Origin of the sequence: Pseudomonas sp. FP1740, from assembly GCF_030687165.1 — a bacterium.
Taxonomy (GTDB): Bacteria; Pseudomonadota; Gammaproteobacteria; order Pseudomonadales; family Pseudomonadaceae; genus Aquipseudomonas.
The window spans coordinates 3,901,852-3,922,384 of sequence record NZ_CP117461.1; the positions used below are offsets into that span (position 1 = coordinate 3,901,852).

Annotated in this window: 17 protein-coding genes and 1 pseudogene; 9 read left to right on the forward strand and 9 right to left on the reverse strand. The window is 58.9% G+C overall.

Annotated elements, in window-relative coordinates; translation table 11 throughout:
• Positions 1–36 precede the first annotated feature (36 nt).
• Together cobA and PSH69_RS17465 are read left to right on the forward strand one after the other, a co-directional pair.
• Positions 37–873: a uroporphyrinogen-III C-methyltransferase gene (gene cobA / locus PSH69_RS17460; protein ID WP_305409236.1), complete on the forward strand. Its 837-nt coding sequence runs from the start codon at positions 37–39 to the stop codon at positions 871–873.
• A complete protein-coding gene (locus PSH69_RS17465) occupies positions 870–2,363 on the forward strand; it encodes a cytochrome D1 domain-containing protein (RefSeq protein WP_305409237.1) in 1,494 nt (497 codons plus the stop codon). The genes cobA and PSH69_RS17465 overlap by 4 nt, the downstream gene beginning before the upstream one ends.
• A gap of 186 nt (positions 2,364–2,549) precedes the next feature.
• Here the strand turns inward: PSH69_RS17465 and hemN are convergent, their stop codons facing one another.
• The 6 genes from hemN to moaC form a co-directional block, all read right to left on the reverse strand.
• Positions 2,550–3,938, reverse strand: coding sequence for an oxygen-independent coproporphyrinogen III oxidase (gene hemN / locus PSH69_RS17470; RefSeq protein WP_305409238.1), 1,389 nt, complete (start codon positions 3,936–3,938; stop codon positions 2,550–2,552).
• A complete protein-coding gene (locus PSH69_RS17475) occupies positions 3,922–5,307 on the reverse strand; it encodes a coproporphyrinogen III oxidase (RefSeq protein WP_305409239.1) in 1,386 nt (461 codons plus the stop codon). The genes hemN and PSH69_RS17475 overlap by 17 nt, the downstream gene beginning before the upstream one ends.
• Positions 5,308–5,426: 119 nt before the next feature.
• A complete protein-coding gene (locus tag PSH69_RS17480) occupies positions 5,427–5,870 on the reverse strand; it encodes a CopD family copper resistance protein (protein ID WP_305409240.1) in 444 nt (147 codons plus the stop codon).
• Between the two features lie 54 nt (positions 5,871–5,924).
• Positions 5,925–6,371 carry a molybdopterin synthase catalytic subunit MoaE gene (gene moaE, locus PSH69_RS17485; RefSeq protein WP_305409241.1) on the reverse strand — a complete coding sequence of 149 codons (447 nt, stop codon included), beginning with the start codon at positions 6,369–6,371 and terminating at the stop codon, positions 5,925–5,927.
• 4 nt (positions 6,372–6,375) lie between these two features.
• Positions 6,376–6,621: a MoaD/ThiS family protein gene (locus PSH69_RS17490; RefSeq protein ID WP_305409242.1), complete on the reverse strand. Its 246-nt coding sequence runs from the start codon at positions 6,619–6,621 to the stop codon at positions 6,376–6,378.
• Positions 6,618–7,091: a cyclic pyranopterin monophosphate synthase MoaC gene (gene moaC, locus PSH69_RS17495; RefSeq protein ID WP_305412846.1), complete on the reverse strand. Its 474-nt coding sequence runs from the start codon at positions 7,089–7,091 to the stop codon at positions 6,618–6,620. The genes PSH69_RS17490 and moaC overlap by 4 nt, the downstream gene beginning before the upstream one ends.
• A gap of 294 nt (positions 7,092–7,385) precedes the next feature.
• On the opposite strand from moaC, the gene PSH69_RS17500 reads away from it, so the two are divergent.
• Positions 7,386–8,951 (forward strand): PAS domain-containing methyl-accepting chemotaxis protein, encoded by a 1,566-nt coding sequence (locus PSH69_RS17500; protein ID WP_305409243.1) that lies wholly within the window; start codon positions 7,386–7,388, stop codon positions 8,949–8,951.
• A 67-nt stretch (positions 8,952–9,018) separates the two neighbouring features.
• On the opposite strand, the gene PSH69_RS17505 is transcribed toward PSH69_RS17500, so the two are convergent.
• From PSH69_RS17505 to PSH69_RS17515, 3 genes are read right to left on the reverse strand one after another with little or no spacing between them, the layout of a single operon-like run.
• Entirely contained in the window at positions 9,019–9,288 is a 270-nt protein-coding gene (locus tag PSH69_RS17505) for a hypothetical protein (RefSeq protein WP_168206163.1), read from the reverse strand.
• A gap of 27 nt (positions 9,289–9,315) precedes the next feature.
• Positions 9,316–12,336, reverse strand: coding sequence for an EAL domain-containing protein (locus tag PSH69_RS17510; RefSeq protein WP_305409244.1), 3,021 nt, complete (start codon positions 12,334–12,336; stop codon positions 9,316–9,318).
• Positions 12,324–13,343 carry a substrate-binding domain-containing protein gene (locus PSH69_RS17515; RefSeq protein ID WP_305412847.1) on the reverse strand — a complete coding sequence of 340 codons (1,020 nt, stop codon included), beginning with the start codon at positions 13,341–13,343 and terminating at the stop codon, positions 12,324–12,326. The genes PSH69_RS17510 and PSH69_RS17515 overlap by 13 nt, the downstream gene beginning before the upstream one ends.
• 657 nt (positions 13,344–14,000) lie before the next feature.
• Here PSH69_RS17515 and PSH69_RS17520 point away from each other — a divergent pair.
• From PSH69_RS17520 to PSH69_RS17545, 6 genes and pseudogenes are all read left to right on the forward strand, one after another.
• Positions 14,001–16,202 (forward strand): type VI secretion system Vgr family protein, encoded by a 2,202-nt coding sequence (locus PSH69_RS17520; protein WP_305409245.1) that lies wholly within the window; start codon positions 14,001–14,003, stop codon positions 16,200–16,202.
• An 11-nt stretch (positions 16,203–16,213) separates the two neighbouring features.
• The gene (locus PSH69_RS17525; protein ID WP_305409246.1) at positions 16,214–16,660 is read left to right on the forward strand and encodes a DUF6484 domain-containing protein; all 447 of its coding nucleotides are present in this window, start codon (positions 16,214–16,216) and stop codon (positions 16,658–16,660) included.
• A 15-nt stretch (positions 16,661–16,675) separates the two neighbouring features.
• Positions 16,676–17,788 carry a DUF2169 domain-containing protein gene (locus PSH69_RS17530; protein WP_305409247.1) on the forward strand — a complete coding sequence of 371 codons (1,113 nt, stop codon included), beginning with the start codon at positions 16,676–16,678 and terminating at the stop codon, positions 17,786–17,788.
• Entirely contained in the window at positions 17,785–18,825 is a 1,041-nt protein-coding gene (locus PSH69_RS17535; RefSeq protein WP_305412848.1) for a hypothetical protein, read from the forward strand. The genes PSH69_RS17530 and PSH69_RS17535 overlap by 4 nt, the downstream gene beginning before the upstream one ends.
• Positions 18,825–19,245 (forward strand): annotated as a pseudogene (locus PSH69_RS17540) (DUF4150 domain-containing protein); the annotation flags it as partial. The gene PSH69_RS17535 and the pseudogene PSH69_RS17540, both read left to right, overlap by 1 nt.
• Before the next feature lie 560 nt (positions 19,246–19,805).
• Positions 19,806–20,522, forward strand: coding sequence for a hypothetical protein (locus tag PSH69_RS17545; protein ID WP_305409248.1), 717 nt, complete (start codon positions 19,806–19,808; stop codon positions 20,520–20,522).
• The last annotated feature ends 11 nt before the right edge of the window (positions 20,523–20,533 follow it).

A 20,533-nucleotide genomic window follows, 5' to 3' on the forward strand; every position in this document is an offset into this window, starting at 1 on the left:
GGGCCGGCCCACCTGATGAAGTACCAAGGACGTCCCATGCATCCATCGATTATTTTACCGGCTGTACTTGAGTCCCCGTTCAGACCGGGCGAAGTCGCCCTGGTCGGCGCTGGCCCCGGCGATCCACGCTTGCTGACCCTGCGCGCCTGGAGCCTGTTGATGCAAGCCGACGCCGTGGTTTACGACCGCCTGATCAGCCCCGAGCTGCTGGCATTGATCCCCCTCACCTGCGCCCGGCATTACGTCGGCAAGGCCAGCGGCTGCCATAGTCTGCCCCAGGATCAGATCAACGAACTACTCGCCGACCTCGCCGATCTGGGGCAGCGTGTAGTCCGGCTCAAGGGTGGCGACCCGTTCATCTTCGGCCGTGGCGCCGAGGAGTTGGAGTATCTGCTGCAACGCAACATTGACTGCCAGGTGGTCCCCGGTATCACTGCCGCCTCCGGGTGTAGCGCTTACGCTGGCATTCCGCTGACCCATCGGGATCTGGTCAACTCCTGTCGATTCATCACCGGGCATCTGCAACACGATGGTGAGTTGCAATTACCCTGGAGCAGCCTCGTCGACAGCAGCCAGACCCTGGTGTTTTACATGGGGTTATCCAATCTCGGGATTATCGCCCAGCGCTTGATCGAAGCTGGAATGCCCGCCGAGACACCGGCGGCGCTGATCAGCAATGGCACGCGTCCCGACCAGCATGTTGCACGAGGCAGGTTGCACCAATTGCCGACCCTGGCGCGGGAATGCCCAACTGGCATTCCGACGCTTGCGGTGATCGGCAAAGTGGTCGATCTGTTCGCTGCCCAACAACAGGAATTCCCGGCGCGCTTTTACCCCGCAGCGCTGCAACGCCAGCGCAAGGTGGCGATATGAGGCGCATGGTGCTTGGCCCATTGTTATGGATCGGTGCGGCTCACGCCGGTGCATCGACTCCGCCCTCCGACGCGGCCGTCAATCTCTACCAACAGCATTGCCAGAGCTGCCATGGCGCCAACCGTCTCGGCGGTACGGGACCGGCCTTGCTGCCGGAAAGCCTGAGCCGGATCAAACCCGACGAAATCCGCAGCGTGATCCAGGACGGTCGTCCCGCGAGTCAGATGACCGGGTATGCCAACGTGTTCAACGCCACGCAAATCGACGCGCTGGTGGATTACCTCCAGCAACCACCCACCACCCCACCCACCTGGAGTAACGATGACATTCGCGGCAGTCATTCGATTCTCGCCGATATCAACAAACTGCCCGACACGCCCCAGCATCGCGCCGATCCACTGAACCTGTTTGTGGTGGTGGAAGCCGGTGATCATCACATCGACATCCTCGACGGCGACCGCTTTGAAGTGCTGGCTCGGTTCGCTTCGCACTTTGCAGTGCATGGCGGGCCGAAGTTTTCGCCGGACGGACGCTTCGTCTACGTGGCCTCTCGCGATGGCTGGATCAGCCTGTATGACTTGCATAACCTGAAACTGATCGCCGAGGTCCGCGCCGGGCTCAACACCCGCAACCTCGCGGTGAGCAAGGACGGCCGATGGGTGCTGGTGGGCAACTACCTGCCTGGCAACCTGGTGGTGCTCGATGCCCGTGATCTGTCATGGGTCAAAACCATTCCGGCGATCGGCCAGGACGGCACCGCGTCACGGGTCAGCGCGGTCTACACCGCGCCGCCACGGGACAGCTTCATCGTGGCGCTCAAGGACGTGAAGGAAGTCTGGGAACTGCCGTGCACCGGCACACCGGATTTCGAACCGCGACGGATCCACGCCGAGGATGTGCTGGACGACTTTTCCTTTTCACCGGACTACAAGCAGCTGCTGGCGACATCGCGCAAGGCCAAGGGCGGTCAGGTGATCGACCTCGACAGTGGCAAGGCGGTCACCGACATTCCACTGCCGGGCATGCCGCACCTGGGGTCCGGGACCTATTGGAAACGTAACGGTGAGTGGGTGTTCGCCACGCCGAACATCAGCAAGGGCCTGATCTCGGTCATCGACTTCAAGACCTGGAAACTGCTCAAGGAAATACCGACCCTGGGGCCGGGCTTCTTCATGCGCAGCCACGTCAACTCGCGGTATGCCTGGACCGACGTGTTCTTCGGCCCCGACAACGATGCGATCCACCTGATCGACAAACAGACCCTGGAAATCGCCCACACCCTGCGCCCGATGCCCGGCAAGACCGCCGCCCACGTCGAATTCACCCGCGACGGTCGCTACCTGCTGCTGAGTATCTGGGCCACCGACGGTGCGTTGATCGTCTACGACAGCAACACCCTCAAGGAGATCAAGCGCCTGCCAATGAACAAGCCGTCGGGCAAGTACAACGTGGGCAACAAGATTGAGTTTGCCGAGGGTACGTCGCACTAGATTTTGTGTCTGAATATCGAAATACACATCGCACTTGTGTTCACCTCTTCAGCTCAGGGTATAACCGTTATCGACTTTCCAGTCCTGACCATAAACACCCCGCGCGCCTTGAGCCACCGCCAAACGATCCTGAAGCTCGGTTCTCATCATTTCCTCCTGGCATCGCGGACGCCAGCATTGGGGACTTCAAACGGTACGTGAAAACCGGCCTTTTTGATCAGCGCCCAAATAGGCATCAAACGCCATCGCCGCGCTGCGCATCATCAAATGCCCGTGGGGTAACAACACCAACGCGTCTTTGTGAATCTGCAGCAAGCCATCGCGAACATGCTCGTCCAGTTGCATCAGCGCATCGGCAAAGTAATTGGTAAAGCAGATGTCATGACGCGCTTCAAACTTGTCGAAGTCGATCCGGCCGTGGCACATCAGATCGCTGATCACTTCACGGCGCAGCCGATCATCGGCGCTCAACCGGTAACCCCGATGCACAGGCAACAAGCCTTGATCAATGCGGGCGTAGTACTGCGATAGCTCCTTGACGCTCTGGCTGTAGCTGTCGCCGACCTTGCCGATGGAAGACACCCCGAGACCGATCAAATCGCAGTCGGCGTGGGTGGAGTAACCCTGGAAATTGCGTTGCAACGTGCCATTGGCCCGGGCCAGCGCCAACTCATCGTCCGGCAAGGCAAAATGGTCCATGCCGATATAGATATAACCGGCCTCAGTCAGACGACGGACAGTCAGTTCAAGCAATTCCAGTTTGCGCTCCGGTGGCGGCATGTCGGCCGAACGAATCAGCCGTTGTGCGCGCACCAGTTCCGGCAAATGGGCGTAGCTGTAGGCGGCAATCCGGTCCGGACGCAGCGCGATGATTTTGCCGAGGGTGACATCGAAACTCTCCACGGTTTGCAATGGCAGGCCGTAAATCAGATCGACACTGATCGATTTGAATCGCGCCTGGCGCGCCGCGGCGACCAGCGCATGGATTTGCTCTTCACTTTGCTGCCGATTGACCGCTGCCTGCACGTCGGGGTCGAAGTCCTGTACGCCAAAGCTCAAACGATTGAACCCCAACTGACGCAACAACTGGATCTGCTGCGTACTGATGGTGCGAGGATCGACCTCGATGGAAAACTCATGGTCATCGCTGTCATCCATGTCGAATGCCTGGTGCAGGCAGTCCATAAGGTCAGCCAGTTGCTCGCCGGTCAGATAGGTCGGCGTGCCACCTCCCAGGTGCAGTTGCGTGAGTTTGCGAGTGCGGTCGAACAAGGCCGCTTGCATCACGATCTCGCGCTTGAGGTACGTCAGGTACTCGACGGCGCGGTGGGTTTTCCGGGTAATGATTTTGTTGCAGGCGCAGTAGTAACAAAGGCTCTTGCAGAACGGGATGTGGATGTACACCGACAGCGATTTTGGCGTTGTCGCCTGGTTACTGTCCGAGGCCGCACGCTGATAGTCATCGACGGCGAACGCCTGATGAAACTGCGGCGCGGTCGGGTAAGAGGTATAGCGCGGCCCCGGGAGGTCATACTTTTCGACCAGGGCGCGATTGAAATCAAATGAAGTTGTCATGATCAATCCATTCGCAAAGGGGTTCATGCCCCGCACCGTCCGAATCCTTTTCAAACAGGTTGCAGACGGCATCCACGTGCGGCCGACCGGCCGGAAGAATGCTGATGAAACGGTCAGACAGTTCAATCAACCCGTCACGGTTCAATTGCTCCAGCACAGGCCAGGCGGTGAAAAAGTACTGGCGAAAAATGACTCCATGACGCGTCTCGATTGCCCGGATATCCAGTTCCAGATCACACGCCAGGCGCTCCATGACCATGTGCCTGACCTGATCCCCTTCCTCACAGCGCCAGCCACGACTCGTCGGCAGTTGGTCCATGTCCAGTTGCTGCTGGTACCGTTCCAGTTCGTCGGTGTTTTGCGCATACAAACCGTCGATCTGACTGATAGCGCCCAAACCGAACCCGATATGGTCGCAATGCCCGTGACGGGTAAACCCCTCACAATTGCGACGTAATCGGCCGCGCTCCTGAGCAATCGCCAAATCGTCATCGGGCCGGACAAACTGCCCCAGGCCAATGTAGTGATAACCGGCGCCGATCAACTGCTCAAAGCAGATCCGGCGCATGGCGCCTTTATCTTCCTCGCTGCAAAACGCCCCGATTGTGTCTGCAGCCTTTGGCCGATAGCGTTGGGGTGGCCGGGCATAGTCAAACACCAGCAGCCGGTCCGGCTCCAGTTCGATGATGGTCGCCAGTTTCAGCGCAAAACTTTCTGGCGTCTGCCAGGTATGGCCATAACCCAGATCGACATTGATGGATCGATAGCCGAAGGTCCGAGCGGCATCGATAAGCGAATGGATCGGTGCCGGATTCTGGTAGCAGGCCACCGACATCGCACGGTCGGCACCGATGTCCGGAACGCCGATGCTGACATGGTTGAACCCCAGGTCACGCAGCATGCCCATGGTCGACCAATCCGTATGGTGAAGGTCCACTTCTATGCTGTAGTCACCGCACTCATGTCCAAGAAAGTTGAATCGGCCACGAAGGTGATTCATCAGCCGTCTCAGTTGGGCGATGGCGGGTGTTCCGCCCCCCAGATGGAACTGCTCGACCCGCTGCCCGGCTCCCAGATGACAACCGACGAGGTCGATCTCATGTTGCAGACGCTGAAGATAGTGTTCGACACCACTGTGCTCGCATGAAGTTTCGCGAGGGGACCACAAGGCACGCTTGAGGTTAGAAGGCAGTTGCACGTTCAGCGACAGCGGACGGCACTTCTGACGGCTGACGCGCAATGCACGATGCAAATCCAGAGAGCCGATGCCGTCGTGAAATTTTTCAGTGTCGACATGGCCGTTGGGGTCGAGCACGCCTTGATCGCACCGGACGTTCAGCTCTCCAGGGCTGTGAAACGAATTGAGCATAACGGGTCTCCGAGACTGGCTGCGGACCGCCAGTGTCGGAGCCTGGCGACCCATGCTCCTTGATTTGCATCAAGCGCGAGCAAAGTGCTTGTCGCGCAACGGACACCAGGCAAGTCCAGTCACCACGTCAGGTAAAACATCCACTTGGCCAACAGCACAATGACAACCATGTGGCAGAACAGGCTGCCATGGATGAAATGCAGGTATCGAGCACTCATCCGGCCACTTTTGAACAAAAACATGGCGACCAGGAAATGCAGCAGTACGCTGACAGCCACCACGACTTTCAACATCAGCAACGTGCCAAACGATGAAGCCATTGGTGTGGCCAGGGCCGGCAAATAGCGCAGCCAGACCATCCCCAATCCGGCACCGAACAACACCAGCAAGACCCATGGAATCAAGGTGCGTGCGCGTCGACCGATACCCTGCTCGAGCAGCAACATGACCTTGACGGGCAGCTGTTTGCGGATACTTTCAAGGAACAGGACTTCGAAGAACACCGTGCCGATGAAAATCAGCGCGGCAAACAGATGCAACGTCAGAAACAGCGGATAGAGCATGGGATTCTCGCTCTCAATACAGCTGAACACGCTCCACTCACCGCGAGGGAAACGTCACTCCCATCGTTGCGCCGCCTCGCGATCACTGTTGCGAGCCTCGACCCAATGGGAACTCTCGGCCACCTGTTCTTTTTTCCAGAATGGCGCGCGGGTTTTCAGGTAATCCATTACAAATGCACAGGCATCAAATGCCGCTTGACGATGACTGCTGCTGATGCCGACAAAGACAATGGGGTCTCCCGGTTGCAGCGCGCCGATTCGATGGATCAGCACCAGTCCGAGCAACGGCCAGCGCTGCCGGGCTTCGTCAGCGATCTTGCCCAGGACCTTTTCGGTCATACCGGGGTAATGCTCGAGAAACATCCCGGCGACTTCTTGTCCGGCGTTGGTGTCACGTACATACCCGACAAAATTCACCACGGCGCCGACATTCAGGCTCAAAGCCTGCAGGGTATTGATTTCGGTGCCGGGGTCGAAGCGCTCTGTCTGCACTCGAATCATCGAATCACCCTCCCGTTACGGTTGGGAAAAAAGCCACTTCATCACCGTCTATCAACGGCTCATCGAGCCCACACATGTCCTGATTGCGGGCACACATGAGGTTCTGTTCGGCCAGCACCTGCCAAACGCCAGAACGATGTATCAGGTGCCGACGCAATTGATCGACAGAAGTGAAATCACCTTCAATCGTTTCATCGTCAAGGCCAAGCGTTTCGCGGTACCGCGAGAAATACAAAACATTCAGCTTCATTGTTGCGGCGCCTGATACCAGCCACTTTTACCACCCTGCTTCTCCAACAGCCGCACCGATTCGATACTCATGCCCCGGTCCACGGCCTTGCACATGTCATACAGGGTCAAGGCCGCCACACTGGCGGCGGTCAGTGCCTCCATCTCGACGCCGGTCTGTCCGGACAACTTGCACCGAGAAACAATGCGTACGCGTTGGTCACCTTCAAAACTCAACTCAACGTTAACACTGCTCAGAAGCAGCGGATGACAGAGCGGAATCAACTCACACGTGCGTTTGGCCGCCTGAATGCCCGCGATCCGCGCTACCGCAAATACATCACCTTTAGGGTGAGCACCACTGGCAATCAGCTGTCGGGTCTCGGCAAGCATATGAACCCATGCCTCAGCCACGGCTTCTCGGGACGTTACGCATTTATCCGTAACATCGACCATTCGCACGCGTCCCAGTGAGTCGAGGTGAGTCAGCATCAATTCAGTCATGAGCAATAAGCCTTGCGCTACCAACAGTCGGTTTCAGCGCAGAATACAGCGCAGGCCGACACAGGCGGTTGACGTCAATCAAGTAATGTAGACAAGGCCATTCCTACAACCTTGCGTAAAACTGGATGTCGAGGACGGACCTGAAAAAAATCTAATCCGGACCCGGTTTCCAACGAGCAAAATTGATGTAACTCATTGTTGTTAAATATATTTTTAAAAAATTACTCACATTTTTCTGGCGTCTGCCGATGGCTTTTTTACCGGACCCAGGGAGCTGCAGGAATGAGGAACAACCAACCCGTTACGCAACGTGAGGTCGCGCTTGCACCTCAACAGAAACTCATCTCGACAACAGATGCTCGAGGAGTCATCACTTACTGCAATGACGCCTTCGTAGAAATCAGTGGCTTCGACAGAGCCGACCTGATTGGCGCACCGCAAAATATCGTCCGCCATCCCGATGTGCCTCCTGCCGTATTCGCCCATATGTGGGGCGCTCTCAAGCAAGGCAACCCGTGGATGGGCATTGTCAAAAACCGCTCCAGAAACGGTGACCATTACTGGGTCAATGCCTACGTCACACCGATTTTCGAAGGCAGCCAAGTGGTTGGCTATGAATCGGTCAGGGTCAAACCCACTGCCGAACAAGTTCACCGCGCCGAAGCCCTCTACAAGCGCATCAGTCAGGGCAAGGCAGCCATCCCCGCGCGTGACAAGTGGCAACCGGCCCTGCTTGGCTGGCTGCCATTCCTGGTTATGGGCTTGGCGGGGGCTTTGAGTGGTGTCTTACTCAACACCTTCGTGGCCATTGCCATCACCGCAGCAGTCTCTGCACCGCTCGGACTGATCGTCACGCGCTGGCAAAAGCAGGGGACACTGCGCTTGTTACAGATGGCTGAACCCTCCACCTCCGATCAACTGATCGCGAAAATGTACAGCGACGAGTGTGGCCCTCAGGCACGCCTTGAAACCGCCTTTGTGAGCCAGGCCGCGCGCCTGAAGACCTGTCTTACACGTCTGCAGGACACCGCGGAGCAACTCAGCGGACTAGCCGGGAGGTCCGACGTATTGGCCGCCGACAGCTCACGGGGTCTTGATCGCCAGCGTGTCGAGACCGAACAAGTGTCCGCAGCGGTCAATCAGATGGCGGCGACCACACAAGAAGTTGCCAGCCATGTCCAACGCACCGCTGACGCCTCCCAAGAAGCTAACTTGCTGACCGGACGCGGACGCGATGTGGCCCGAGATACCCGCGAAGCGATCCAGCGACTGTCCGCAGTGGTTGGCGAAACCGGGCAGACGGTCGCGCAGTTGGCCAAGGACAGCAATGAAATCGGAACCGTGGTCGATGTCATCAAAGGCATTGCCGATCAAACCAACCTACTGGCCCTGAATGCCGCGATCGAAGCTGCCCGCGCTGGTGATATGGGTCGAGGCTTCGCCGTGGTGGCGGACGAGGTGCGTCAGTTGGCGCAGCGCACCTCTGAATCCACGACGCAAATCCATGGCCTGATAACCAAGCTCCAGATGTCTTCCGATAACGCCGTGCAAACAATGGAAAGTGGTCGCCGTCAGGCCGAAGAAGGTGTGACGTGGGTGCTTGAGGCAGACAAAGCATTGGTAGGTATCAGTGAAGCGGTCGCCAACATCACTGATATGACAACCCAAATTGCAGCGGCCACTGAAGAGCAAACCGCCGTTGCAGAGGAAATCAGCCGCAATATCACCACCATCGCGCACCTGGCAGATCAGACATCAGAGCAGGCCCATCATTCGGCAGAGTTAAGCAAGGAATTGACCCGGACGGCCAATACTCAGTACTCATTGGTCGAGCGCTTTAATCGATAACTAGAGGTGTTTGAGCTGACCGAAGAAGCTCGTAGTTGACCGGCGAAAATACGCGAGAGCACCGACCTCAAGTGGTTTGCGCCACAATCGGCATGGGGACGGCCTTCATAGGTCGTTCCCCTGCCACACTACCCGGCTCATCGAGATTGGCACCATGGTTCATGCCAGATGCAAGTTTTCTCTCTTGCTGAATGCCGAGCGTGCCATGCCACAGTCCATCAAAAATGCTGAAGCGAAATTCCGTCGTCCGGTGCTGGCCACTCTGGTGGTTTCTCTGGTCACCAGTTGGGTGAGCAGCAGAAAAATCGCCGATGCCTTTTTTGCCGCAGGTCGACACAGCAGCGTTTTACCGTACGCCAAGTCATTAATGCCCGGGCATTGGACTGCGTGGACGTTTTACATCGCGTTTTCGCCTTACCGCGTCAGGGCTGGTAATGCAGCTCGATTGAGGCAATCGGGGCGTACGCAGTAACAGACTGATTTCCTCTGCGCTGACCGCTCTGCTGAAAAAGTGGCCCTGAATTTCATCGCAGCCGTTTTCACGCAGGAAGGTTTGCTGCTCTTCGGTTTCGACACCTTCGGCTATGACCTTGAGGTTCAGTTGGTGCCCCAACGAAATCACTGCGGTAGCGATGGCTTTGTCGTTCTCGTTGTCGGGCAGATCGTGCACGAAAGACTGGTCGATCTTGAGTCTTGCGATGGGGAAGCTTTTCAATGCCGCGAGGCTGGAGTAGCCGGTGCCGAAGTCGTCGATCGACAGACTGATCCCCATTGATTGCAATTCCTTCATTTTGCTGATGGCTTGCTGAAGGTCTTGCATGATCAGACTTTCGGTCAGCTCCAGCTCAAGGTACATCGGGTCCAGACCGGTCTCTTGCAAGGCATGCCTCACCCGGTCGATCAGGTCCCTTTCGATGAACTGGCGTGCTGAAATATTCACCGACATGGTGATCGGCGGCCAGCCCGCATCCTGCCAGTCCTTGTTCTGTCTGCACGCGGTATGAATCACCCAATCGCCTATGGGCACGATCAGCCCGGTCTCTTCGGCCTGCGGAATGAATTTGACTGGAGACACCATGCCGAGTTCGGGATGCTGCCAGCGGATCAGTGCTTCTACGCCGATAATCTGACCTGACTGCAAATCCACCTGTGGCTGGTACAGCAGCAGGAACTCGTCATGGTTGAGTGCGTTTCGTAGCCCGTCTTGCATGGCGAGCTTGCCCTGATCCTTGTTATTCATCTCGCTCGTATAGAACTGGTAACTGTTGCGACCCAGTTCCTTGGCCCGGTACATGGCGGCGTCCGCATTGCTGAGCAACGTGTCGGTATCGCTGCCGTCAGCTGGGTAGGTGGCCAACCCCATGCTGCAGGTGACGTGGAGTGTATGCCCGCTGAGCTGAATCGGCCGCAGGATGGCTTCCTGGATCTTGTGCAGGGCTGGAGTAACGCCGTCGAGGTCTGAGGGCTGGTCGAACAGGATGATTACAAACTCGTCGCCACCCAGTCGCACGACGGTGTCGGTGCGGCGCACACACTCCTGCATGCGCTGGGCGACGGTTTTCAGCAGTACGTCTCCAGCGCTGTGCCCAAGGCTGTCATTCACCAGTTTGAATTTGTCCAGATCGAGAAACACCACCGTCACCAGCCGGCTGTAGCGCTGGGCATAAAGTATTGCCTGCTTGAGACGGTCTTCGAGCAGGGTGCGATTCGGCAGCCCGGTCAGTGCGTCATGGTCGCCCATATAGCGAATGCGTTTTTCGGTCAGTTGGCGTTCTATCGCAATGCCGGCAAGAGGTGTCGCCATGTCGATCAGTCGCGTCTCGGTCGAGCTGGGGCTGCGGACGGTGTTGGAATACAAGGCAAACGTACCCAATACCTTTCGCTCATGGGACAGAATCGGCGTCGACCAGCAGGCGCGAAATCCATAGGGCGCAGCGGCTGATCGGTACTCCTCCCACAGCGGGTCCAGCTCGATATCCGTGACGATGACCGGTTCTCGTCGATACACCGCGGTACCGCAAGAGCCGACGTTTGGACCGATCGCAATCCCGTCAATGAGCTGGTTATAGGCTTTCGGCAAACTGGGGGCAGCCCCGTGCAGCAGGTGCTTGCCATCCTCATCCAGCACCAGGATGGACACCATCATCCCCTCCAGTTGGGACTCGACCAGGTGAGCCAGACTATCGAGGACTTCTGCAAGCTCGGTGCTCCTGGCGATCAGCTCCAGGACATGACCTTGTCCGGCACGGATGATGGCTTCTTGCTCTAATCGGTTGTTTTGCAGGGCGAGCCGCTCTGTGGCGATACTCAATTGGACCGTTTTTTTTTCAAGCTGAAGACGGTCTTTGAGGAATTGATTCACCGCGCGAGCCATGTTGCCGATCTCGTCTTTCCCATGTTCCACCATCATCAAATGCGTTTTGTCAGTGCGTTCCTGACGCAATTGCCGGCTTATTTCGTTCAGGCGCACGAGCACATGACGGCCCATGAAGACCCGGGTCACGAACCAGGCGAATATCAGGCTCGCGCCCAACATGATCAGTACCCATCGCTGGCTACGATTTGAGGCCTCGACCAGGCGCTGCACGGCTTCGCGATAGTCTTCGGTGTAAGCACTGGATTGCTCACGGGCCACCGCGACCAGAACCCCGGCCTCATTCTTCAGTTCCTCATTGAAGCGCTGTATGACGTTGCGCTGATTGATGAGCCTCAGGCGCAGGGAGAAGAGATCGGCCGTCTCCACATCAGCGTCGGGTAACTTGCCTGCGGCGCGTGACAGGCGCTCATATCGGACCCGCAGCCGTTGCACCGCATCACTGTCATTAGCCTGCGGCAGATCGAAAAGTAACACCGCCAGTTCCAGGCTGGCCCGGGTCTGGGTCGCGGTCAACCGGGCGGCGTGATCCTCCAGGGTGTGCTCGAAGGTGACCTCGGTTTGCAGCAGGCTTTCTCGCAGTTGCGCAACGATGTTGGCGGTATTGCGGAACAACTGACTCGACTGATGCATGTCGAGTATCGCCTCGCCACTGTTCGCGGCAGTCAGCTCCTGCACCAGTTGATCAAGGGCTTCAAGCTGTTCGACGGTCGCCGCATAGCTTGAACGCAGGGCGTCGGGGGAACGGGTTGTCAGAAGCTGATCGGTCTGGCGTTCGATCAGCAAGGTCCGCTGCACCATGTCTTGTCCATTTTGCATGCGCACCAGTCGTTCATCCGTCAGCTGGCGGGTGGCGCTGTTTGAAGTGCGCAACGCGTAGACCGCCGTTGCACCGCCCGCCAGAATCAGCAGCGCCAGCGTCAGGAACGCCAGTGTGAACTGGGCGCGCAACGATTGCGGCAATAGCCGGCGTCCGAGCCGGGAAGTAACGTCCAATGTCATGGATTCCATTGGTGGCGATAGATGTCTCGATAACCATTGTCAGGGTCGTACTGGAATTTCTTCCCGCCGTCGAAGGCGATATTGTCGGCATTGACCAGGTGAATCGGCGCTACGAAGCCGCTCACCGGCTGACCTGCAAACAACCGGTTCAATTCATCCATCACTTGCCAGCCATGCAAGTTGAGCGGCTCGGCCACGGTGACGGTCTGGTAGGTTTTTGCCTGTATGCGCAAGAAAGCCGAAGCGCTGCCATCACCGGCAGACAACAGACTGATGCCGTCACTGGGTATTGCGGCGTTGGTCAATGAGGCAATCGAGTAGTCGAAATAGATATCATTGATGGCCAGTGTGTGGGTCCAGCGCTTGCCATAGCGCTGAAGCAGCTCCTTGGTGATCGCCGGCATCTTCTCGCCACTTTCGGAGATCGCGACATCGCGCACTTCCAGCACCGTACATTCCTGACAGGCCCGAATGACGTTTTCCATAGCCTTGGCTTTCGCCATGGCGATGCTGTACTTGGAGTCGGTCAGGATGACCACGCCGGCGTGTCCGTTTGACTGTGCCACTGCCGCCATGGCCGTGAGGCGAGCCACTTCGAGCGGGTCGGTCGTGACGTTCATGGCCACCGGCGTGCCATCAATCGGCCCGGGGCGTGCCCCGGCGTGCCAGCCAACCACCGGCACATCCCTGTTGGCGAAGAGGATCAGCGCCGCATTGTTCTCAAGGGCATCGGAGCCGCACAGAATGAGGCCGTCGGGTTTCTCTGCCAGGGCATCGGAAAAGGCCTTTGCGCGCCCGGCCGATGATCCAGCGCCATCGAATACCTTCAGCGTCCAGCCCATCGCCTTGGCTGCCTCGCGAGCGCCCTGCGCGACACCGACGATGCCTCCGTTACGCAAATCTTCCGCGACTAGGGCGATGTTCTTGCCCCGCAGGGCTTGCGGGCCGGATTCAGGGCCGCTCCAGCGAACGGCTTCGAGGGTGGCCCTGGAAACGATTTCCTGCGCTTGAATCACCGTTACCGTGGCGTTTTCGACACCTGCCGCGGTTGGCAGGTTCTGGCCGTATCCGGGTGTTGCCGTGAAAAGACAGAAAACCGTAATTGAAGCCATCCGGAGTAGCCAGGGCCTGAGTAACCAGGGCCCGATCAGACAGGTTCGATCACCGTATGTAATGCCGGGTGTGGAGCCGATGGCGCGATCATAGTCTGGCATGGCGTCCCTTTTTGCCAAGAGTGCAGCGTTCACTATCCGAAAGGATAGTCGGTTCTGCCGTCATCAGGTCTTCGGTAGTTAAAAGTACGCGAACTTTAGTTTTACAGTACTCATCCTTTACGCAACTTTGAAAGATGATCTTCATAAGCACGACTGAATTCGCGCCTGAATAAATTGCGCGGGCACTCACTTTTTAGAATAAAGCCTATAACCAAAGATACTAAATAATGACCTCCGATCACCGATCTTGAAACGCCTCAGTGTTCACCCCACTGGTCGGAGAGTTTCTTGACAAGAATTGAACAGCGCTAACACTTCCTTGAATTGTAAGGATTAGAGATAACGCCAAAGAGGCGTTGGGCAAAAGGTTAATCCGCAGGAAACGGATTCAGTCGTACGTTGCGTCATGTATTCGAGACGGCCGACTGACGCCCAAACACGAGGCAGAGGAAGCCGTGCATGGCAATCACGCAAAACAACCGTTTGGTGCAGGTCAACTGCCCCCTCGGCGGCGATGTCCTGCTGCTGCGGAGCATGGAAGGCAACGAAGAATTGGGGCGGTTGTTCCACTACGAATTGAACCTCACCTCCGAAGACCGGGCGATCACGTTCGACCATTTGCTGGGCAAGCCGATGGGCCTGACCCTGGAACTGCACGACGGCGGAAAACGCTACTTCCACGGCATTGCCTGCAGCTGTCGACAACTGACCGGCCATGGCCAGTTCGCCGGCTACCACGTCAGCCTGCGGCCCTGGTTCTGGCTGCTCACACGCACCTCGGATTGCCGGATTTTCCAGAACAATACGGTGCCGGACATCATCAAGCAGGTGTTCCGCGACCTCGGTTTTTCCGATTTCGAAGACAGCCTGAGCGGCAGCTACCGCCAGTGGGAATATTGCGTGCAGTACCGCGAAACCAGCTTCGACTTCGTCAGCCGCTTGATGGAACAGGAAGGGATCTATTACTACTTCCGCCATGAGCAAGCGCGTCATGTACTGGTGTTGGCCGACGCCTATGGCGCCCACTCCACGGTGGCCGACTACGACTCAGTGCCGTTCTACCCGCCCGATCGGCAAATGCGCGAGCGCGATCATTTCTACGATTGGCAACTGGCGCGGGAAGTCCAACCCGGTTCGCTGGAGCTCAACGATTACGACTTCCAGCGCCCCCGCGCCAACCTTGGGGTGCGCTCCAGTGTGTCGCGCAGCCACAGCAACGGCGACTACCCGCTCTACGACTACCCCGGTGAATACGCACAGAGCAACGACGGCGAGCACTATGCGCGTACCCGCATCGAAGCCATCCACAGCCAGTTCGAGCGCGTACAACTGCGCGGCCGTGCCCGCGGGCTGGGCTCCGGCCACCTGTTCACGCTGACCGGTTACGAGCGCGAAGACCAGAACCGCGAATACCTGGTGGTCAGCGCGCGCTACCACATCCACCAGGAGCCCTATGAAAGTGGCACCCAGGATCTCTCCGAGCAGTTCGTGGGCGAACTCGCTTGCATGGATGCCAGCCAGGTTTTCCACCCCCTCCCCCTGACCCCCATGCCGATTGTCCGAGGGCCACAGACCGCGGTGGTGGTCGGCCCCAATGGCGAGGAGATTTGGACCGACCAGTATGGCCGGGTCAAAGTGCACTTCTACTGGGATCGCCACGACCAATCCAACGAGAACAGCTCCTGCTGGATGCGCGTCTCCCAGGCCTGGGCCGGCAAGAACTGGGGGGCGATGCAGATCCCGCGAATCGGTCAGGAAGTGATTGTCAGTTTCCTCGAAGGCGACCCGGATCGGCCGATCATCACCGGCCGCGTCTACAACGCCGAGCAGACGGTGCCTTACACGCTGCCGGCCAATGCCACCCAGAGCGGCGTAAAGAGCCGTTCAAGCAAGGGCGGCTCACCGGCCAACTTCAATGAAATCCGCATGGAGGACAAAAAGGGTGCGGAGCAACTGTTTATCCACGCCGAGAAGAACCAGGACATCGAGGTCGAGAACGACGAGACCCACCGGGTGGGCCACGACCGCAGCAAGAGCATCGACAACGACGAAACCGTGCACGTCAAACACGACCGCACCGAAACCGTCGATAACAACGAGACCATCACCATTGGCGTCAACCGTACGGAACGCGTCGGCAGCAACGAGACCATCAACATTGGCAGCAACCGCACGATCAGCGTCGGCGCCAACGAAACCGCGACCGTGACCCTGCAGCGCACCCATGCGGTAGGTATCAACGAGACGATCGCCATCGGCGCAGCGCAGGAAGTTGTCATCGGTGCCTTTCAAACGGTGAATGTCGGGGCCTACCAAAACGTCAATGTGGGCCTCTACCAGTCGACCAATGTGGGCGCCAACCGCTCGGTGGACGTGGGTGCCAATCTTTCAACCACGGTAAAGGCAAACGAATCGCGCAAGGTCGGTGCAGGACGCACGACCGATATCGACAACAACGATGCGCTGACGGTGGGCAAGGACCTTGTCATCGATGCCGGTGACTCGGTGACCATCACCACCGGCAAAGCCAGCATCGTCATGAAGAAGGACGGCACCATCAGCATCCGCGGCAAGGACATCACCATAGACGGCTCTGGCGCGATCAACATCAAGGCCAACAAGAACGTGGTGATCAAGGGACGCAAGATCCTGCAAAACTAGGAGTCACGCGTATGACGGTTCAATACCCACTACCCACCCAGGCCCGCATCGATGGCGTGGTCATCGGCGTCCTGCTCGACCTGCCGCAGGCCAGTGCGCCCCTGGTGACCTACCCCGGTTGCCCCGAGGAACAGAGCATCGCCGCCCGCAGCACCACCCTGCTCGCCCCTGCAGACATCGGCACCCAGGTGGCGCTGATGTTCGAAGATGGCGACCCTTTCCGCCCGCTAGTGATCGGTCGCCTGCTGGGCCAGGCCGCGGCGCCCGCACCGGTTGCCTGCGTGCAACTGGACGACCAGCGCCTGGAATTGAGTGCCGACCGCGAGATCGTGCTGCGTTGCGGCAAGGCCAGTATCACCCTGACCCGCGCGGGCAAAGTGATTATCCAGGGCGCCTACCTGTCCAGCCGCTCCAGCGGGGTCAACCGCATCAAGGGTGGTTCGGTGCAGATCAACTAGACAGGTATTCGGCCCATGGAACTGCTCAACGCCAGCAAACTGCTTGCTGCCTATACCCAGGGCATGGAGCCCGATGGCCGCGAATCCCTGGTGGTGGTGGCCAAAGGCACTTTCAATCTGCCGCTGGACGGCCGCGCGGCGACCCTCGCCGACACTCAGCAACCGCTGCTGATGGCCGATACCTTCCTCGGCGAGCCTGGTCTCAGCACCCCGCTGCAGGAAATGGACTTCGCCCCGGTCAAGCCATTCTGCGATGTGCTGGTGCGCGGCAAGGCCTATGCCCCAGGCGGGCGGCCCGTGAGGCAACTGGCTGCGGGCATTCGCGTCGGTCAGATGAGCAAAGCCTTTTCTGTCCTCGGCCCCCGGCAGTGGCAACCGGGGCTGTTGGGCGTTTCTCCCGGCTTGCCGCAGCCCTTCACCGAGCAGCACATCTCTTATGCCCAGGCCTTTGGCGGCAGTCATCCGATGGCCAAGGACTCCGAAATGCGTCACTGCTACCTGGACAATCCGACCGGTTGTGGCTGGTTCCCACGCCATATGGGTAGTGCTGACATCGTTGGCATGCCGATGCCGAACACCGAGGAATTGGGCAAGGCGATCGACAGCCCCTCTGGCGACTACCGCCCGATGGCCCTCGGCCCCATCGGCCGCAGCTGGCCGCAACGCGCCCGCTTCGCCGGTACTTACGACGAGACCTGGTTGGCCGACTGCTTTCCGTTTCTGCCGGGCGATTTCGACCGCCGCTACTTTCAGGCGGCTCCTGACGATCAGCAGATCCAGCACCTGCGCGGCGGCGAGGACGTGCTGCTGCTCAACCTCACGCCCCAGGAGCGCGCGGGCTTTCGCATCCCCGAAATCGACGTGCCGGTGACCTTCTTCCTGAAAAAAGGCGGTCATGAGACTGTGCAGGCAGTAATCGACACCCTGTTGATCGACACCGACGCGCTCCAAGTGCAGCTGACCTGGCGTGTCGCCCGTCCGCTACGGCGCAACATGTTCGAGATCGCTCAGGTGCTGGTCGGCACGATGTCCACGGGCTGGTGGCGCGCCCGTGAACTGGGCAAGGATTACTACCCATCGCTCTCCTCCCTGGTAAAAAACAAGCGCGCACCCGAGGAGACGGACTGATGACCGCGCTTTGCATCATCGGCTCCGGCATGGTCAGTGCTGTCGGCCTCAGCGCACCCGCGAGCTGCGCGGCGATCCGCTGCGCCATCGACAATTTCCAGGAAACCCGCTTTATCGACCAAGGCGGCGAATGGCTGATTGCCGCCAGCGTGCCTTTGGAACAGCCCTGGCGCGGCCGCACCAAGCTGATCAAGATGGCCGCCCGCGCCATCGCCGAGGCGATACAAAGCACCCCCAACGTCGACCCGGAAAAGACCCCGCTGCTGCTGGGGGTGGCGGAAGTCGAGCGCCCCGGCCGCCTCGATGGTCTCGATAAGGGGCTGCTGCACGCCATCGAAGCCGAACTGGGCCTGCGCTTTCATCCCGGTTCCAACGTCATTGCCCGTGGTCGGGTCAGCGTTGCCGTGGCCCTGCTGAATGCGCGCACGCTGATCTACCAGGGCGGCCATCGCCACGTGCTGATTGCCGGCGTCGACTCCTTCCTCAGCGGACCGACCCTGGCCGCTTTCGAAGCACGCGAACGCCTGCTCACCAGCCAGAACTCCAACGGTTTTATTCCCGGCGAAGGCGCTGCCGCCGTGGTGCTGGCCGCCCCCGTCGCCAGCAAAGAGCCGCAATTGGCCTGCATCGGCCTGGGGTTCGGTATGGAGAAGGCCACGGTGGAGGCCGAAGACATTCCCTTGCGCGCCGATGGCCTGACTCAAGCCGTACGCGCTGCCCTGAGCGAAGTCGGCTGTGGGTTGGAGCAAATGGATTATCGGCTCACCGACATCTCCGGCGAGCAGTACTACTTCAAGGAAGCGTCCTTGGCCCTGAGCCGCACCCTGCGCGTGCGCAAGGAGTTCTTCCACCTCTGGCACCCCGCCGACTGCATCGGCGAAGTCGGCGCCGCCATCGGCCCGGCGATGCTCGCCGTAGCCCTGGCCGCCAGCCGCAAGGGCTATGGCGAAGGCCCGAATATCTTCTGCCACTTGGGCAACGACGCCGGCGAACGCGCCGCCGTGATGCTCAGTTACCAGACTGTGAGGGCTGCGTGATGGCGAATGAGGTGTATGCCAACAATCGGGAGATTTCCTGCAAGGCGGGGGACGGGGTATCGATCGCCAGGTTTCCGGATGTCTGCTTCACCCCGCCACAGACTGCGGCAACCCCTGCCGGCATACCCATCCCCTATCCGAATACCGGCTATGCAAAAGACACGACCCGTGGCAGCCGAACGGTCAGCATCAGTGGCAAGGAAGTCATGCTCAAGGACAAGAGCTACTTCAAGACCAGCACCGGCGACGAGGCGGGCAACGCTCCGAAGAAAGCTATAGTCACCAGCAAGATCAAGGGCAAGGTGTATTTCGTCTCGTGGTCGATGAACGTCAAGTTCGAGGGGCAGAACGTCGACCGGCACCTGGACCTGACCACACACAATCATGCGTCGATGCCGGCGCAGACGCCTCCGGGACCGACCACCGACGGGGTCGCCCAGGATTCGTCCTGCCCTCATGCCAATCTCAAGCGTGACCCGCCCAAGGATGAACACGAGATCAACCAGCAGGTGCGCATCAGGCGACGGAAGAAACTGCAGCAGCGCAATGAGAAAAAGCTGGATCGGATGCTGAACAAAGCCAACAAGGCTGGTAGCCCCAAGGAGAAACAGGAGCTGTTCGAGGCTGCGCTGATATACGACACCCTGATCAAGGGCGAGCGTTTCGAGGTGAAAGTGGCTGAGCAGACCCAGGCAAAGGAAGTGGCGGTTAAAATAACCTGTCGGGACTGCGGCCTGGTGATCCAGGAGTTCGACGTAGTGACGCGCGAGGGTGTCGTCAAGGAGTGCAAGGCGAGCTGGGGCCAGGTCGGACTCACACAGTTCAAACGGGAAGAACAGTTGGCGCAGCGACCGGATGTGTTCGGCCCGGGAACTGTCGTGCACGTCGCCATCCCGAAAGGCCAGCGGGGCAACCTGGAAAACAAGTTCGGGAAGGAAAACAAGCCACACATGTCGGGGAAAATTCAGGAGCACTAGCGTATGGCGTTTTCGTATCCGATATCGATCCATTTCCCATCGCTACCCCGGGACAGTCTGAGAGAGAAGTTGTTGGCCGTGATCGCAGCCTTGAAGACAAGGCATATCATGGCCGCGCGATTGCAGGATTGCGTGTCAGAGTTGGTGGTCGACCCCATTTCCGGCGAGTGGCTCGACACTGTCTCGGTCGCGGCCGACTGTGTGTCGCTGGAACAATGCCTGGAGCGGTATCGCTGGCTGAGCGTGGAGGTAGAGCTACGGCTCGGACAGGGACGTTATTTCGCGGCGTTATGCAGCTTTCCTGATGGCGAAGGAACGGATCGCGGCGGACTCCAGTTCAATTTCGGCGACCGTGCGTTTCCGGCGATCTATGAGTTCGAGGACGGCATGGACGGCCAGTTCGATGCTGAGATCAAGCGCGACTTCCTAGCGGTCTGCATGACGGTCGTGCGGCAGGTCGGTGCTGAAGCATTCATCCTGCTTCAGGATCAGGGCGAGTTCCGCAGTATCGAGCTGGATGAAGTCATGCAGCGCCTTACCGCGCCCGAGATGAGTCTCCACGGACGGCGGCCGGGAACGATTACCGGAGTGCTCTCGACCTATTTGTCCGGTGAGCGGATGCGTGAGCTGTGGGAACTGTCCGAAGATGATCCACGCTGTTTCGAAGCGGCCGGCTATACCGTTCTGGACATGATTCAGCGGTTAGTGTGGAAGGATTGATGGACGCCGTG

What these genes read in the sequence shown, in the direction of transcription:
- PSH69_RS17510 (WP_305409244.1), bottom strand. Translation starts at nt 12,336, where the DNA reads ATGGAATCCATGACATTGGACGTTACTTCCCGGCTCGGACGCCGGCTA.
- hemN (WP_305409238.1), bottom strand. Translation starts at nt 3,938, where the DNA reads ATGACAACTTCATTTGATTTCAATCGCGCCCTGGTCGAAAAGTATGAC.
- moaE (WP_305409241.1), bottom strand. Translation starts at nt 6,371, where the DNA reads ATGATTCGAGTGCAGACAGAGCGCTTCGACCCCGGCACCGAAATCAAT.
- PSH69_RS17500 (WP_305409243.1), top strand. Translation starts at nt 7,386, where the DNA reads ATGAGGAACAACCAACCCGTTACGCAACGTGAGGTCGCGCTTGCACCT.
- PSH69_RS17525 (WP_305409246.1), top strand. Translation starts at nt 16,214, where the DNA reads ATGACGGTTCAATACCCACTACCCACCCAGGCCCGCATCGATGGCGTG.
- moaC (WP_305412846.1), bottom strand. Translation starts at nt 7,091, where the DNA reads ATGCTGACTCACCTCGACTCACTGGGACGCGTGCGAATGGTCGATGTT.
- PSH69_RS17490 (WP_305409242.1), bottom strand. Translation starts at nt 6,621, where the DNA reads ATGAAGCTGAATGTTTTGTATTTCTCGCGGTACCGCGAAACGCTTGGC.
- PSH69_RS17520 (WP_305409245.1), top strand. Translation starts at nt 14,001, where the DNA reads ATGGCAATCACGCAAAACAACCGTTTGGTGCAGGTCAACTGCCCCCTC.
- PSH69_RS17530 (WP_305409247.1), top strand. Translation starts at nt 16,676, where the DNA reads ATGGAACTGCTCAACGCCAGCAAACTGCTTGCTGCCTATACCCAGGGC.
- cobA (WP_305409236.1), top strand. Translation starts at nt 37, where the DNA reads ATGCATCCATCGATTATTTTACCGGCTGTACTTGAGTCCCCGTTCAGA.
- PSH69_RS17465 (WP_305409237.1), top strand. Translation starts at nt 870, where the DNA reads ATGAGGCGCATGGTGCTTGGCCCATTGTTATGGATCGGTGCGGCTCAC.
- PSH69_RS17545 (WP_305409248.1), top strand. Translation starts at nt 19,806, where the DNA reads ATGGCGTTTTCGTATCCGATATCGATCCATTTCCCATCGCTACCCCGG.
- PSH69_RS17480 (WP_305409240.1), bottom strand. Translation starts at nt 5,870, where the DNA reads ATGCTCTATCCGCTGTTTCTGACGTTGCATCTGTTTGCCGCGCTGATT.
- PSH69_RS17475 (WP_305409239.1), bottom strand. Translation starts at nt 5,307, where the DNA reads ATGCTCAATTCGTTTCACAGCCCTGGAGAGCTGAACGTCCGGTGCGAT.